Raw genomic sequence first — 15,396 nt, 5'->3', positions numbered from 1 at the left:
TCAGACGTCATGAAGCGCGATACCCTTTTTTATACTGGCAATAAAATTATCACGGATTATATCCTCGTGGTTCGCGTTCCAGGCAATGCCAACTTTCCAGCTTATTGACTCACCTGTTAACGGAATAATAACCAGCTCCGGCGGTGCAATATGCATAACACTGTATGGCACAAGGGCAACACCCGTGCCCGCGATGACCAGCGCGACAATAGTTTGTATATCATCACTCAATTGAGTGGATGATATGAAAAGCGCGTTGTCATGAAGAAAGCGATCAATTTGCGCATTTAAACCCCGTCCTCGCTCGGCATGAAGTCGCAACAGAGGGCGTTTCTTCAGCCAGTCATCAGCAGGCAATGACGGTGAACTTGCAGGCGCAATCAAAACCAATCGATCGGTAAACAATGGCAGGTAATCCAGCGCTACAGGAGGCGGAACTCTGACAAAACCGATCTGGAGCTCATCATTTTGCAAAAGTTCGTACTGCTGGAAGGAAGGAAGATCCGTCAATGACATCTCTATCCCCGGACACTCCCGACGAAATTCTGCCATACAGCGTGGTGCAAGATAAAAACTTGAGAGACCGAACCCCACGGCTATATGCCCTTCAATCCCTTTTGAAACCCGCTCTGCATGATGCATAAATAATCGGGTTTGCCTGACCACTTTTTCAGCCTCTGGCAGCAGACATCTGCCACCGCTCGTGAGTGTGGCTCCATGACGCCCCCGCGTAAACAGTGACGTTTCCACCAGGGACTCAAGGAGATTAATCTGCTTGGTCAATGCAGGTTGCGAAATAAACAACGCCCGTGCCGCGTCGGCATAATTTCTTTTTTCAGCCAGTATCAAAAAGGCCTTAAGCAAGCGGATGTTCATTTTTTACATTCCAAAAGGTTATCGAAACCGGAAATGTTTTGATTATACAGTTATCAGCAATGGTTATGTAATTCAGTTTCGATTACTACCGGAGAAGTACCATGAGCAACCATACATCCTTAAAAGCTGCCACCGTGCAATTTCAGCATCTGGCAAATAACAAAAATTATAATCTGCTGATAATGGAGAAATTTATTGAACAGGCAGCGATTGAGCAGGTGAAAATCCTCACATTCCCGGAAATGTGTATTACCGGCTACTGGCATGTACCCAAACTCACCTCGGCTGAGGTAACTGCTCTCGCCGAGCCGATCGAGGGGAGTCCTTCCCTTACATTGATTCGTTCCCTGGCGATGAAACATCAAATGCTGATTGGCGCCGGGCTTATCGAAAGAGCCGATGATGGCCGCCTCTATAATGCGTATGTTGCCTGTATGCCGGACGGCTCAATGCACACTCATCGCAAACTCCACGCTTTTGAACATCCGTCAATCAGCAGCGGTGACCGCTTTACCGTTTTTGAAACGCCCTGGGGAGTAAAAGTAGGTATCCTCATTTGCTGGGACAATAATCTGGTAGAAAATGTGCGTGCAACGGCATTGCTGGGTGCAGATATTCTTCTCGCGCCACATCAGACAGGCGGTACCGATTCCCGCAGTCCTTATGCGATGAAACCCATTCCGCTGACGCTCTGGGCGGAACGGGAAACGCGAAGGGAAGAAATTACTGCTGCATTCAAAGGGGCAAATGGTCGGGAATGGCTGATGAGGTGGCTGCCGGCTCGTGCGCATGACAACGGCTTATTTATTCTCTTCAGTAACGGCGTAGGTGCAGATGATGATGAGGTGCGCACAGGTAATGCAATGATCCTGGATCCCTATGGAAGAATCATTAATGAAACCTGGGCAGCGGAAGATTTTATGGTGAGCGCTGACCTTGATTTGAGTCTGCTTGGAATGAGTACCGGACGTCGCTGGATCCATGGTCGCCGTCCTGATTTATACCATATTCTGACACAACCGCAGGGCTACGAACGTGATGCGATTAGCGCCCGATTTTCTGATGAGACGCCTTAAATAGGCTCGGCGACTGAAATCATCCAGTCGCGAGAAAGATTGTCAGGGCGCGGCATCGTGAAAACCTCGCCCTGACATTAAAGCTTAAACCAGCGCACTATTAATTTTAAAGACGCTGACACTGGCAAGCAACATTTCGGCCTGAGCCTGTAAGGCCTGCGCTGCGGCTGTGGATTGCTGAGAAAGCGCGGCATTTTGCTGAGTGGCCGCGTCCATATGTGTGACCGCCAGATTAACCTGATCGATACCAACACTCTGCTCATTACTGGCCGATGATACGTTTTCAATCAACTCGCTGACCTGATGAATACGTAAAATAATTTCCTCCATCGTTGTCCCCGCGTGTTGAACCAGTTCATTGCCCTGGCCGATTGAACTCACAGAACGTTCGATCAGGATACGCACATCCTTTGCCGCTTTTGCAGAGCGCTGTGCCAGAGCACGTACTTCGGCCGCAACCACCGCAAACCCTCGACCTTCGGTGCCCGCACGCGCCGCTTCGACCGCAGCATTCAGTGCCAGAATATTAGTCTGAAAAGCGATACCGTCAATCACCGTAATGATCTGGTTAATCTCGTTCGAGAACTGCTGAATCTCACTCATGGTGTGTACCACTTTTTCCACCACATTGCCGCCCTGACCCGCAATGGAGCGGGCATCCTGGGCAATATTGCTGGCATGATATGCGTTCTGCGCGTTGTTTTTCACCACTGAAGTGAGTTCCTCCATGGAGGCAGCGGTTTCTTCAAGTGCGCCAGCCTGCGCCTCGTTACGTGAGGAAAGTTCCTGGCTGCCCTGCGCGATTTGAATTGACGCAGAGGCGATGTTTTCCGTACCGGTACGTACACCAGAGACGATTGAAGTCAGGCTGCTATTCATTTCACGCAACGCTGTCATTAACTCTGCGGTTTCGTCACGTCCGTTTGGACGAATTACGGTCTGCAGATCACCTGAAGCCACGGTGCGCGCAATATTGACTGCTTCGCGTAATGGATGGGTAATGCTGCGGATTAACCAGACAGTTATCACTATGCCGGAAAGTAAAATACCGGCCATGGCGATCCATAAGGTCATACGGGTTTCACGGTACTGAGCAAGGTTTTGCGCTGTCAGTTGCTGATTGAGTTTTTGAGCATGTGCCAGCGTATGATGAACGACATCATCAATCATTTTGGTCGGCTCACGATCGATGCCATTGACCTGGCTATCAACCAGCTGGGCGCTGGCGAGGTTACGCGTGTCGTAGTTTTGCAACGCAGCGAGGTATTTTTGTCTGAGCTGGACGTGTAGCTCAATCGTCTGTTTCACCTGCGCCGTATCCATCCCAAGCTCGGGTTGAAGTATCAGCAGTTGATGGAGCAGTGCCTGAGTTTTGTCACTCTGCGTCAGAAAGGCCGTTTTGTATTTGTCAAAAACACTCTGGCCTTGTGTGCCGCGTAAGAGGGCATTTTTCCACTCCTGTACCTGAATTTTAAACTGAACCTGTGCATTACGTGCAGTATCAATGCTCTCTGCGACACGTGTTTCGCTTGCCATGATGTCAATATTTTTTTGCAGAGCCTGAGCATTCAGATTTATGCCCCTCAAACCGACAATCATTGTCGCCAGCAGCAGGATTGCTGCCATCACACTGAGTCTTTGCCCTATCGTAAAATGATTAAGTTTCATATTTTTTCCGTGGTGAAAACAATAATGCACCGGCAAATCCCGGTACAACGGTTATCGTCACGGTAAAGCATGGACTTTATGGCTGGGGGAAGATTGATGGCATAATTTCATGTAAATAAGCGTCTCTTTTAAGCTGACAGAGGCTGAAGAGAGGCCATGAATTAAAGTTTAAGCTGCTGGCTGCTCCGGTTTGAAAGGCACTATTGGTCGTTATCAACAATCAAGTCATCACAAATACTCGTGTTGTTAAAGCAGAAAAATGAGGAGAGTCAGCACGCTCGCTAACGCTATGCCACTATTAACTTGTGTAAGATCATGCCGGATATCAGTTTTGTGCGCTAAATAACGCAGGTAGCGTGCCTGATCATTAAATCCGCTCTATGCGGAATTGATAATCAGTCACTGGGCATCCCGTCAGCAATAGACTACTCAGAGATTTTCTTAATAGGATAACTAACGAGTGGTTTGATCTCTTTAAGCACAAACATACTCTGCATTTCTTTAATTCCTGGCAATCTGCGTACCACTGACATTGCAAAATCAGCATAGGAGTCCAGATCTGAAGCCACAACCTGTAGCAGAAAGTCAGCATCCCCACCGATGCTATAACAGGCAACCACATCCTCCAGGGCGGTCACTTCCTCTTCAAACTTTCTGGCCTCCGCTTCGCTATGGCTGTCAATGACGACCCGAATGAAAACCATTACTCCCAGCCCAATTTTCTTGCGGTCAAGAACAGCACGATAGCCCTGAATAACATTATCTTCCTCGAGCTTACGAACTTTGCGCCAGCAGGGAGATGCTGAAATGTTTATCTTCTCCGCCAGCACCTGGTTAGTTACCCGGGCATCGTCCTGTAAAATTTCGAGAATTTTCATATCTGTCGAGCTAAGCATCATGAGGGGAAACTCCTTTCTTTATGGAGGCGGTTTAGGGTTACTTTTACCTAAAAACAGGCGTTAAGTAAATAATATAGGTAACAATTTTCCGCTTTCCTGCTGCATAATATCTTTACTTTTCCAGCCTGTTATTACAAACAATATAAGGAAAAACTGAACCCTGATTTAATGCATATGATTCAATTTAATTTAAAGAATGCCGGGAGCCGATCATCTCTTGAAGAGAGGGTCATATAGAACACTGCGCGCACATGAAAATTAAACTTGTCATCTGCGTAGTTAAATTAATGCAATAATATCCGCCATGCAATAATTGAACACCCACCTTCAACGTTAAACCAACTGATAAAAAGGATGCATATCTTTAACCCTTAATTAAGATTTTTATATGACAACCATCGTTCAGAACCAGGCATTTTTAAACAACTAACGCTGTTCCCTTTTACCGAAGTGCATTTCAACAGGAATAACTATGTCAGGAACTACTGAAATACTATCTTATATTGCTGCACTCGGTTTAGCTGCTGCAATTCCGGGTCCGGGGATGACTGCATTAGTCGCTCGCAGCGTGAGTGGGGGCGCAATAACAGGCTTTACGATGCTGGCCGGTCTCATTCTCGGAGATTTGATTTATTTATCTGTGGCGGTATTTGGTCTGGCGGTGATCGCTCATACCTATACCTCTCTTTTTACGCTGATTAACTGGGCTGCCTCACTCTTTTTATGCCTGCTGGCATGGCAGTTTTGGTGCCACCAGCCTCAGGCAATAAATATCGATCAAAAAGCGACAAAACGAGAACTGGCATCAGCCTGGTTTTCAGGACTGACCATAACGCTGGGAAACCCTAAAACCATCGCTTTCTATCTGGCTATACTGCCTCTGGTTATCTCTCTCGATAATGTATCTTTTCAGATGTGGGGAGGACTGCTGGTTCCGCTTACCGTGTTAGTCCTTTTGAGTGTAGGAGCCGTTTTTATTTTTGCAGCCCTCAGAATACGCCATCTCCTGACCAGCGCTAAAGCGCAACGACTCCTTTTCCGTTCAGCCGGTACCATCATGATGCTGGCCGCGGCTGGAATGGTGGTAAAGACTCTTTAGCGTTCATTACCACCTCCTCTGCCTCAGGAAAATGGGGCCGGTCTCGTGGTCTTGATAGAAAATGATCAAGCTCTGGCCTGTTTATCAGGCAATAAGCAATAAATAGTAAAAGTGATTCCAGCCAGAAAAGCCTGAGCGTCAAAAGCAGCTATCTTCTGATAGCTGCTTTTTTGCCTTTCAGATATCCCATTTTTTACTGCTTATATTCCTGCTTCAACGTTTCCTGACTATCCACCAGGACCGCATTAGCGGCTAACCCTGTACTTCACATCTATAATTCAGTGACTCAGGCCCATGCGCCCGATCCGGCTAGCCGATTAATCAGTTTGGGGGTGGCTGGACGTCGTAGTGTCATCGATACATCAAAATTCACTCCCGGATGATACCGGCCGGGTTTAAGATGCTCATAATTTACAGAAATAAGGATGCCTCATGATCTTTTCTCTCAAAAATCAGGTTGCGCTGGTTACCGGTGCCAGCTCGGGTCTCGGCTATGCCTGCGCAGAAGCACTCGCTAAAGAAGGGGCCTGTGTAGTGATTAACTACCATAGCCAGGCGGAACCGGCCGAGGAGCTGGCTGAGAAAATCCGCGCCGATGGAGGCCGTGCAATTGCTGTCAAAGGAGACGTGTCTAAAGAGGCGGATGTAGAGAATCTTTTTGACCAGACGATCAGGGAATTTGGCAGGCTGGATATCCTGGTGGCGAACTCAGGACTGCAGAAAGATGCCCCGTCCATTGAGATGACGCTAGAGGACTGGAATACCGTTCTGGACGTGAACCTGACTGGCCAGTTCCTCTGCGCGCGCGCTGCGCTGCGGCAGTTCAAGCGGCAGGAGCATCGCCAGGATATCAGCAAAGCTGTCGGTAAGATTATTCATATGAGTTCGGTTCACCAGCTCATTCCCTGGGCCGGACACGTCAACTATGCCGCATCAAAAGGCGGCGTTGACATGCTGATGAAAAGCCTGGCTCAGGAAGTGGGTGAAGAACGTATTCGTGTCAATGCAGTGGCCCCCGGCGCTATCGCTACCGCCATCAACGAGGAAAGCACCCAGGGTGAAGCGGGCAAAGCGCTGTTAAAGCTCATTCCTTATGGACGTATCGGTGCGGCTGAAGATGTGGCGAATGCCGTCATCTGGCTTGCCAGTGATCTCTCTGATTACGTTCATGGCACCACGCTTTTTATCGATGGTGGAATGAGCCTTTATCCCGGATTCCGCGACAACGGCTGAGTGATGCGTCACTGTCCCAGGTGGATGGCCGACTGATCGATAGCTCGTTGATGGGAATGGTATCCGGAACGGGAAGTCCGGATTACGCTTTCCCGCCGTTCATAATAAAACGCCAGCGGGCTGGTGCGTTCAGTCCATGCCGCAACGGCTTCAGTAAGGTTGAACGGCAAGAGCATCGATTCAATCTTTACAGGCATCCGGGCTGATCAGACGCGTACGGCAGACCTCCAGAATTTCATCAGCAAGCCTGGAATTATCCGGGCAGGCACGCGAAAGCATCAGGGCACCCACAAGATGCGCGAGCGTATTGATCAGATCCGCACGCGTGACCTGTTCCGTTTCTAAAAGGGCAAGCTGTCGTTCAATTCCGGCCGCAAAGGTCTCGCGGATGGATTCAGACTGGCGCGCTGCATCGGTGCCCAGGGCCGACATGACACACCCCTTTGCCATATCATCGCGATGCTGGTGGGAAAGGTAATATTCAACGAACTTTTCCCGACTCACACCCTGAGTTTTTTCCGCCGATTGCGCGAAGCCGCAGTTCATCGCTTCGGCTAACAAATCGGCTTTCGACCCAAAGTGCTTATAGAACCCGCCATGCGTTAACCCTGCGGCTGACATCAGTTCAGCGACGCCTACCCCATCGTAACCCCGCTCACGAAAAAGTTCTGACGCCGTTTCAACGATTCGGTTCCTGTTTTCGCGAACCTGCTCTTTTGACACTTTCATCTTTTCCTCCTGAAACTGAGCTTAAGTATACATTGATGATGATCATAATCAAACCAGTTGACTTTAATGATTACGATCATCATCATTAAATCAGTTTACTGACCCGCTAATCCGCAAAGGAATAACCATGACGAATCAATCCTTATTTCAGCCCTATGAACTGGGATCTGTCACGCTTGCGAATCGCATCGTGATGGCTCCGCTGACACGTAACCGGGCAGGCGCAGGTCTGGTGCCAGGTGAACTGGCAGCGACTTACTACGCTCAGCGTGCCACAGCAGGGTTACTGATTACCGAGGCTACCCAGATATCAGCAGAGGCGCAGGGCTATCAGGATACGCCGGGGATCTACACGCAGGCCCAGATTGAGGGCTGGCGTAAAGTCACAGACGCAGTCCATGCCAAAGGCGGACGGATATTTGTGCAGTTGTGGCACACAGGTCGAATTTCACATGTCGATTTACAGCCAGAGGGTGCCGCACCAGGCGCGCCGTCAGCTATCCGTGCTGAAACCAAAACCTTCGTGAACAACCATTTTGTTGATGTTTCAGAACCCAGAGCGCTTGAGCTGAAGGAAATAAAAGGCATTGTTGCCGATTTCAGAAAGGCATCAGCCAATGCCATTACCGCAGGTTTTGATGGCGTAGAGATACACGGTGCGAATGGCTATCTGCTTGAGCAGTTCCTGAAAGATGGTGCCAATCAGCGCACCGATGAATATGGCGGTTCAGTTGAGAATCGTGCGCGTCTGCTACTAGAGGTCGTGGAGGCCGTGAAAGATGAGATCGGCGCAGCGCGGACGGGCGTTCGCATCTCACCGGTCTCACCTGCTAATGCGATTTCATGCAGCGATCCGCAGCCACAATATGACTACCTGGCAGAGCAACTTGATGCTTCAGGTATCGTTTATCTGCATGTTGTTGAAGGCGCGACGGGAGGTCCCCGTGATGCCTCACCGTTTGATTACGCTTCGCTGCGTCGCCGCTTTAAAAACACCTACATCGGTAACAATGGCTATGACCTGGCGCTGGCGTCTGACCATCTTGCACAGGACAAAGCCGATTTGTTCGCGTTCGGTCGCTCCTTCATCTCTAACCCCGATTTCGTCGAAAGACTTAAGTCGGGAGCACCTCTGGCCCCGCTTAATCCTGAAACACTGTATGGCGGAGGTGCGGAGGGCTACACCGACTATCCATCGCTTAGCGGTAACACTCTTTAGATATCACGGTTAACACTGCATCGCTAACGGCGATTTTTATCAGACAAATGAAGAAGATAAAATTATGACTCGTACTTCAGTCCTCATTACAGGCGCATCAACGGGTATTGGTGCTGTTTACGCTGAGCGCTTTGCACGTCGTGGACATGACCTGGTTCTGGTTGCTCGCGACAAATTGAAATTAGAGGCGCTTGCTGAACGGCTGCGACAGGAAAATCATATTTCCGTCGATGTGCTGCCTGCCGACCTCACGCTGGCGAGTGATTTAGCTGCTGTTGAAGCACGCCTCCGGGAAGACACGCGGATAGGCACTCTTATCAATAACGCAGGTATCGCTCAGTCCGGCACGTTTACCGAGCAGACGCCTGATTCCATTGAACGCCTTATCGCGCTTAACGTCACTGCCCTGACAAGACTGGCCACTGCTGCAGCACGCCGGTTCGCAGAAGCCGGAGAAGGTTCGATCGTCAATATCAGTTCCGTAGTGGGTCTCGCCCCGGAATTTGCAATGACGGTTTACGGCGCAACAAAAGCCTTTGTTCTTTTCCTCTCTCAGGGAATGAACGTTGAGCTCTCTTCAAAAGGCATTTATATCCAGGCGGTGCTCCCTGCAGGTACGTACACCGAAATCTGGGATCGTGCCGGTATCGACATCAGTAACGCCTCAAAAATGATGGAAGTGGGCGAACTGGTTGACGCCGCTCTGGCGGGTTTTGACCGCCGCGAGCACGTGACGATTCCGCCATTACATAAAGCTGAGCGCTGGGATGTTCTTGATGCCTCTCGTCAGGGTCTGCTCTCGGACATCAGACAGGAAGAGGCCGCAGAGCGATACAAAACCCTTTAGCTAAGCCCTGCTCAGCAGAACCTTTTACGGGTTCTGCTGAGCGGTAAATCGGCCATGAATGTCTTAATGGCCGCATGAGCATATTAACCGGCAAATCCTTATTCCATTATTTATTACGTTGCTCCAGGGAGCCGCTTTTTTGCTCAGCAACAGAGGCAGCTGAAAGTACGTCAGTGCTAAACATCAGAGGATAAACACCAAATGAAAACCAGGACGATGCGAGCCTTTACGTTTAAGCGCTACGGGAAATCACCTGAGCTGGGATTTGAAAATGTAGATTACCCTTCCCCCGCTGCCGATGAAATCCTGGTAAAAGTCTATGCCGTTGGTCTGAATCCCATTGATAACATGATCCCCGGCGGAATATTCAAACCGATTCTGCATTTTAAACTTCCGGCGACGCTGGGCAGTGATTTGTCAGGCGTGGTGATTGCAACTGGAAGTCGGGTGACACGTTTCAAGCCGGGCGATGAAGTCTTCGCCTGCATTTTCGACAGGGGAACAGTTTCACTCGCCGATTTTGCATGCGTACCTGAAAGTCTCGCGGCTTTTAAACCTGAAAATCTGGATTTCATTAAGGCTGCTTCGCTGCCGATGGTTAGCCTCACCGCCTGGCAGGCGTTTACAGAGAGAGCACATCTGCGACCAGGCCAAAAAGTGTTTATTCCGGCAGGTTCGGGAGGGATTGGCACTATTGCGATTCAGCTGGCAAAGCATCTTGGCGCCCGGGTAGCGACGACGACCAGTTCAGCCAACGTAGAGTGGGTGAGTCGGCTGGGCGCAGATGAAGTGGTCGACTATAAAAAGCAGGAATTTGAAACCGTGCTGAGTGGCTACGATCTCGTACTCGGCACGCTGCGGGGGGATTCCATTGAAAAATCCATGCAGATTCTTAAACCTGGTGGAAAGATTGTTTCTCTGGTCGGTCCATTAGACGTTAATTTCGCGCGAGCCAGGCAGCTGAATATCTTCCTGCGGATGATTTTTGCCCTGATGAGTCGCAAAATTATGCGCCTTTCAAAAAAGCGCGGTCTGGATTATTCATTTCTCTTTGTGCGTCCTGATGGCGATCAACTCACCCAAATCGGCAAACTTATAGAAGCAGGACATATCAAACCGGTAATCGACCGGGTGTTCCCTTTTGCAGAAACTCAGGATGCGCTTGACTGGCTTCAACGCGGACATGCAAAGGGTAAAGTCGTGGTTGAAATTCATCAGGAATAACAACCAGATCTGACGTGGGAAATAGTCATTAACTCAGGCGGTAGCGCCTGAAGCCAGGATGCGTGACCTGCTAACTAAGCATCTGCTTCCCAGACCCCGCTCTCGTTATGCACTCTGTGGTAATGTTAACGCCATACGGTTTTTGCTCTGAGGATTGCGACATGTCTCACTTTTATCAACTCACTGCCACCAGTCTGAATGGCCAGCTTATCCCGATGACCGACTACGCTGACAAGGTGGTTCTGGTGGTTAATACCGCCAGCCATTGTGGATTCACGCCACAATACGCAGGTCTTGAATCGCTCTATAAAAAGTACGCCGCGCAGGGGCTGGTGGTGCTGGGTTTTCCCTGCAACCAGTTCGGAAAGCAGGAACCCGGCGGTGCCGAAGAAATCGCGCAGACATGCCACATCAACTATGGTGTGAGTTTTCCGATGTTCGGGAAAGTTGAGGTCAATGGCACCTCAACGCACCCGATTTTCCGTTACCTGAAAGATGAATTACCCGGCGTGCTGGGAGGTCGTATTAAGTGGAACTTCACTAAGTTCCTGATCGGACGCGACGGCAAACCGATCAAACGCTTTGCCCCGACCACCACCCCGGAGAAAATGGAATCCGCCATTCTTGCTGCTCTTTAAGTGCGGTGTTTTACCATCTCACTGTCAATGACGGGATTACCAGTAAACTGTTTCTTTCCGCTCCACCTGGCAGCGCATTTAACTCATCGACGTCTGTTCAGGGCCAGAAGCGGACGTTACTCACTGTGAGAAGCAGAACGCATAGCAGCGCTATGCCCGGTTTTGTCAGTCAATCCGGATATAATTGCCAGAATCAGCGCTATAACCGAGAGTATCGCGCCTGCCCAGTCAGGCGACTGAAGACCAAAGCCGGCCGCTATAACTGCCCCTCCCAGCCATGCACCCAGGGCATTACCGAGATTGAAGAGGCCTATGTTAACGGCTGCAGCCAGCGTCGGAGCCCCTGCCGCCCGCGCTTTGTCCATCACCAGTTTCTGGATGGGGGACACGGTCGCAAACCCAAACGCAGCCATCAGAAAAATACAGACCGCTGACATGACCTGGCTGTGGGCAGTAAAGTTAAATACCAGCAGGACTACGGCCTGAGCGGCCAGGGTGACGTAAAGCATCGGCATCAGCGCGCGATCGGCATATCTGCCGCCCAGCTGATTACCGACAAATAGCCCCAGACCGAACAGCAGCATCAGCCATGCCAGGCTGCTTTCGCTGTATCCAGCCAGCCCGATCATCATGGGTGCGATATAGGTAATGGAGGTAAAAAATGCACCCGGCCCAAAGACCGTTATGCCCATCGCCAGCAGAACATTGACGTTGCGGAAGGCATTAAACTCGTGTGCGAAATTATGGTTCTCCGGACGGGGCTGATGCGGGATAAGCATACCGACGCTGATAACCGTAACAACTCCAATTGCGGCAATAACCATAAAAGCATCTCGCCAGGAAAGATGCTGCCCGATCCAGGTACCGACGGGAACACCAATAAGATTTGCTACGGTCAGTCCCATGAACATGAATGCAATCGCCCTTACCCGCTTAGACGGCGCAACCATATCGGCAGCAATGATCGAACCAATACCGAAGAAGGCGCCGTGAGTCAGCGACGTGATGATCCTGCCCAGAATGGCAATGCCCAGCGTGGGCGCAAAGGCCGTAACGAGGTTACCCGCCACAAACAGCAGCATCAGGAAAACCAGCATGGCTTTTCGGGGCACTTTTGAGCCCAGAATAATCAGGGCCGGCGCGCCGACAAAAACACCCAGCGCATAAGCCGTTGCCAGATTTCCGGCCACGGGAATAGTAACGTTGAAATCAGCGGCAATAACGGGAAGCAGGCCGGCAATGATGAATTCAGTCGTACCGATACCGAATGCACCAATCGCCAGCGCCCAGAGAGCAAGTGGCATAACAAATATCCTGTCAGTTAACCTATTTTTTTGTCTGAGCTGCGCATAACACGTGCCGGCTTTCGTTTAGAGAACCGGCACATGACACGGTGATGGCAGCAGGACAGACAGGATATAAGCTTGCTTAGAGTTGATAAACAGCCCTGAAATCGCCTGAGTGGTGACAAAAATTCTACTTAAGAGTGCCAAAGTATCCTTTTTCGGCTTTACTCAGCAGTTCATCGACAATAAGCCTGACCTTGGGGATCAGATGCCTTGTCCGGGGCCAGACAACGTTCAGCCCGACGGGTACGGGCATATGATCGGGCATAACAGCAACAAGCCTGCCCTCATCAATATGGCTGTTCACCATCGATTCCGGAAACTGGGCAATACCTGCTCCTGCGAGGCAGGCCTGAAGCATGGCGTCTCCGTCGCTTATCTGGTGTGCCGAGGCCGAGATAAACTTTAATTCCCGCTCCCCGGCTGGCCGCAGCCGCCAGGCAAGCGGCGCCCCCCGCCGGTACCCCATAATGCAGCAGTGTTTTTTTAGCGCTTCGACATCAAAGGGCTGACCATGCCGCTCAACATAAGCGGGAGATGCGCAGAGCATGAGGCGCTGCCGGCTCAGACGACGCGCAATCAGCTCATCGGTACTCTGCAGTTCGCCCAGGCGCAGTACCAGGTCAACGCCCTCCTCAACCGGATCAATCAGACGGTCGTTAAAGGTCAACACCAGACGCAGGGCTGGATAACGATTCATCACTTCAAGCAGCACCGGCATCATCAGATTGCGTCCGAATGATGCTGGCATGTCTATACGCACCGTTCCGGCAGGATTGTCCTGCCGCCGGCTGAGCGTATTTTCAGCCGAGTCCAGAATTTCCAGCGCAGAGAGGCAACTGGTGAGATAGGCCTCTCCGTCACTGGTCAGGCTTAGCTTACGGGTTGAGCGGTGAAACAGCCGCGTTCCCAGCCTCTCCTCAAGCCGCGCCACGCTTTTTCCGACGGCAGATTTTGTAATGCCCAACTGCTCCGCAGCTTCAGTAAAGCTGCTGGACCTGGCCGTTGTGACAAAAGTCGTGATTCCTCGCAAGGATTCCGCTGTAAAACCGGTAGACATAAAGTTGACTCTCTGGCGACTCATAGCGTGTTTATCGATGTGTAATTCTATACCAGGCTTAAGTCAGTTCGAAAACAAAGTGCCGGCACCTGTCGGCGTATCCATCTTAAAAACACGGGGAGCAGTCATGTCACAGACAAGACCTTTGAAATTTGTCTCACTGCTGGGCAGTCTTCGCGCGGAATCTTTTAACGCCGTCGTAGCCCGCAATCTTAGCCTGCTGGCGCCGGCAGGCGTGGATGTCAGCGCGCTCAGCTCTGTCGGAGAAATACCGCATTACGACGCTGACCTGCAGGCTCAGGGGTTTCCTGAATCGGTTGTGGAAATGGGACAAGCGATAGCGGCAGCAGACGGCCTGATTATTGTCACACCTGAATATAACTATTCTGTGCCGGGTGCCCTGAAAAATGCGCTGGACTGGCTTTCACGTCTTCCGGATACCCCTGTTGCCGGTAAGCCCGTCGCCATAATCACTGCGTCACCCGGTGCCATAGGTGGTGCAAGGGCGCAGTATCACCTGCGCCAGATTCTGGTCTTTCTCGACGGCAGAGTGCTTAACAAGCCAGAGGTCATGATTGGACAGGCCTCATCCCGGCTTGATCCAAAATCCGGCCACATAACGGATGCGGACACCCGTGACCATATTTCGGCTCAGCTTAGTGCGCTCGCGACAATGGCGGCCCGCCAGGGCTGATTAATAACATTACTCACATCTGAACAACCACAGGGAGAAAACTATGTCTACCAACGTTATTCGCGGTATGGACCATGTCGGCATTACCGTTTCTGATATTGATGAGGCTACCCGCTTCTTTTCTGACGCCTTTGGTGCAGAAGTTATTTATGACTCCGTCTCGCCTTCAGACGATGACGTAAAAGGCGAAGAAACGGAAAATATTCTGAACCTGTTCCCGGGAACGAAAATTACCACGGTCAGAATGATGAAGCTGAAGCACGGCCCGGGACTGGAACTTTTTGAAATGAAGGGGCCAGAGCAAAGTCAGCCCGTGCGACCCAGTGATTATGGCCTGCAGCATTTTGCTGTTTACGTTGATGACATCAACGAGGCTATCAGCCTGTTCGAGCAGGCTGGCGGGAAAATGTTTACTTCTCCTCAGCCCCTGATGTTTCCAACTGAGGTGGGAGAGAATAACTTTTTCTGCTACGGCCGCACGCCGTGGGGTAGCGTCATTGAACTGATTTCTTTACCTTCAAAGCTGCCGTATGAAGACCATACCTCTCTGCGCCGCTGGAAGCCCTGAGTGTAACCGGGTGCGCCAGCGCAGGCGTACCCGTAAATACTAAACGTCCGCTCCTCGCTCATAGCTGACTTGCCCACGAATAATCTCCGACTCATACCCTCGTACAAGACAGTTGCTTGCAGCTGGATTAGCGGGTTTCCAGGCGGCCCCTATAACGCCGCCCCGGCACGTATCACATACATGTCCGGGAGGGCCCACTTCTGGTTTCACTATGAATGTT

General features: G+C 50.7%; 15 protein-coding genes. 9 read left to right on the top strand and 6 right to left on the bottom strand.

What is annotated here, in order from left to right; genetic code table 11:
- Window positions 1-876, bottom strand: coding sequence for a LysR family transcriptional regulator (locus tag LC417_RS11535; protein WP_111534344.1), 876 nt, complete (start codon window positions 874-876; stop codon window positions 1-3).
- A gap of 101 nt (window positions 877-977) precedes the next feature.
- Between LC417_RS11535 and LC417_RS11530 the strand changes: the two genes are divergently transcribed.
- Window positions 978-1,952: a nitrilase family protein gene (locus tag LC417_RS11530; protein WP_223565860.1), complete on the top strand. Its 975-nt coding sequence runs from the start codon at window positions 978-980 to the stop codon at window positions 1,950-1,952.
- 84 nt (window positions 1,953-2,036) lie between these two features.
- Here the strand turns inward: LC417_RS11530 and LC417_RS11525 are convergent, their stop codons facing one another.
- Complete coding sequence (locus LC417_RS11525) at window positions 2,037-3,620, bottom strand: methyl-accepting chemotaxis protein (protein ID WP_052271233.1); 1,584 nt, start codon at window positions 3,618-3,620, stop codon at window positions 2,037-2,039.
- A gap of 425 nt (window positions 3,621-4,045) precedes the next feature.
- Window positions 4,046-4,519: an Lrp/AsnC family transcriptional regulator gene (locus LC417_RS11520; protein ID WP_154210262.1), complete on the bottom strand. Its 474-nt coding sequence runs from the start codon at window positions 4,517-4,519 to the stop codon at window positions 4,046-4,048.
- Between the two features lie 472 nt (window positions 4,520-4,991).
- On the opposite strand from LC417_RS11520, the gene LC417_RS11515 reads away from it, so the two are divergent.
- Window positions 4,992-5,618 carry a LysE family translocator gene (locus tag LC417_RS11515; protein ID WP_022624675.1) on the top strand — a complete coding sequence of 209 codons (627 nt, stop codon included), beginning with the start codon at window positions 4,992-4,994 and terminating at the stop codon, window positions 5,616-5,618.
- A 432-nt stretch (window positions 5,619-6,050) separates the two neighbouring features.
- Window positions 6,051-6,851 (top strand): SDR family oxidoreductase, encoded by an 801-nt coding sequence (locus LC417_RS11510; RefSeq protein WP_223565859.1) that lies wholly within the window; start codon window positions 6,051-6,053, stop codon window positions 6,849-6,851.
- Window positions 6,852-7,031: 180 nt separating this feature from the next.
- Here LC417_RS11510 and LC417_RS11505 read toward each other — a convergent pair whose 3' ends face one another.
- Entirely contained in the window at window positions 7,032-7,580 is a 549-nt protein-coding gene (locus tag LC417_RS11505; RefSeq protein WP_223565858.1) for a TetR/AcrR family transcriptional regulator, read from the bottom strand.
- A gap of 127 nt (window positions 7,581-7,707) precedes the next feature.
- Between LC417_RS11505 and LC417_RS11500 the strand changes: the two genes are divergently transcribed.
- The 4 genes from LC417_RS11500 to LC417_RS11485 all read left to right on the top strand — a co-directional run bounded on the left by LC417_RS11500 (window position 7,708) and on the right by LC417_RS11485 (window position 11,508).
- A complete protein-coding gene (locus LC417_RS11500) occupies window positions 7,708-8,799 on the top strand; it encodes an alkene reductase (RefSeq protein ID WP_223565857.1) in 1,092 nt (363 codons plus the stop codon).
- Between the two features lie 64 nt (window positions 8,800-8,863).
- Complete coding sequence (locus LC417_RS11495; protein WP_122890070.1) at window positions 8,864-9,646, top strand: SDR family oxidoreductase; 783 nt, start codon at window positions 8,864-8,866, stop codon at window positions 9,644-9,646.
- A 201-nt stretch (window positions 9,647-9,847) separates the two neighbouring features.
- Window positions 9,848-10,870, top strand: a complete 1,023-nt coding sequence (locus LC417_RS11490; protein ID WP_223565856.1) for an NADP-dependent oxidoreductase — start codon at window positions 9,848-9,850, stop codon at window positions 10,868-10,870.
- A gap of 161 nt (window positions 10,871-11,031) precedes the next feature.
- Window positions 11,032-11,508 carry a glutathione peroxidase gene (locus LC417_RS11485; RefSeq protein WP_022624670.1) on the top strand — a complete coding sequence of 159 codons (477 nt, stop codon included), beginning with the start codon at window positions 11,032-11,034 and terminating at the stop codon, window positions 11,506-11,508.
- A 116-nt stretch (window positions 11,509-11,624) separates the two neighbouring features.
- Here the strand turns inward: LC417_RS11485 and LC417_RS11480 are convergent, their stop codons facing one another.
- A complete protein-coding gene (locus tag LC417_RS11480; RefSeq protein WP_223565855.1) occupies window positions 11,625-12,812 on the bottom strand; it encodes an MFS transporter in 1,188 nt (395 codons plus the stop codon).
- A gap of 172 nt (window positions 12,813-12,984) precedes the next feature.
- Window positions 12,985-13,914 (bottom strand): LysR family transcriptional regulator, encoded by a 930-nt coding sequence (locus LC417_RS11475; RefSeq protein ID WP_033773749.1) that lies wholly within the window; start codon window positions 13,912-13,914, stop codon window positions 12,985-12,987.
- 127 nt (window positions 13,915-14,041) lie between these two features.
- On the opposite strand from LC417_RS11475, the gene LC417_RS11470 reads away from it, so the two are divergent.
- Entirely contained in the window at window positions 14,042-14,608 is a 567-nt protein-coding gene (locus tag LC417_RS11470) for an NADPH-dependent FMN reductase (RefSeq protein WP_033773748.1), read from the top strand.
- A 43-nt stretch (window positions 14,609-14,651) separates the two neighbouring features.
- Window positions 14,652-15,176, top strand: coding sequence for a VOC family protein (locus LC417_RS11465; RefSeq protein WP_010670676.1), 525 nt, complete (start codon window positions 14,652-14,654; stop codon window positions 15,174-15,176).
- Window positions 15,177-15,396 lie beyond the last annotated feature (220 nt).

Source organism: Pantoea sp. OVA07A, assembly GCF_019969975.1.
Taxonomy (GTDB): Bacteria; Pseudomonadota; Gammaproteobacteria; order Enterobacterales; family Enterobacteriaceae; genus Pantoea; species Pantoea agglomerans.
The sequence above is the reverse complement of the archived record's forward strand: the minus strand, read 5'-3'. Positions and strand labels throughout refer to the sequence as shown.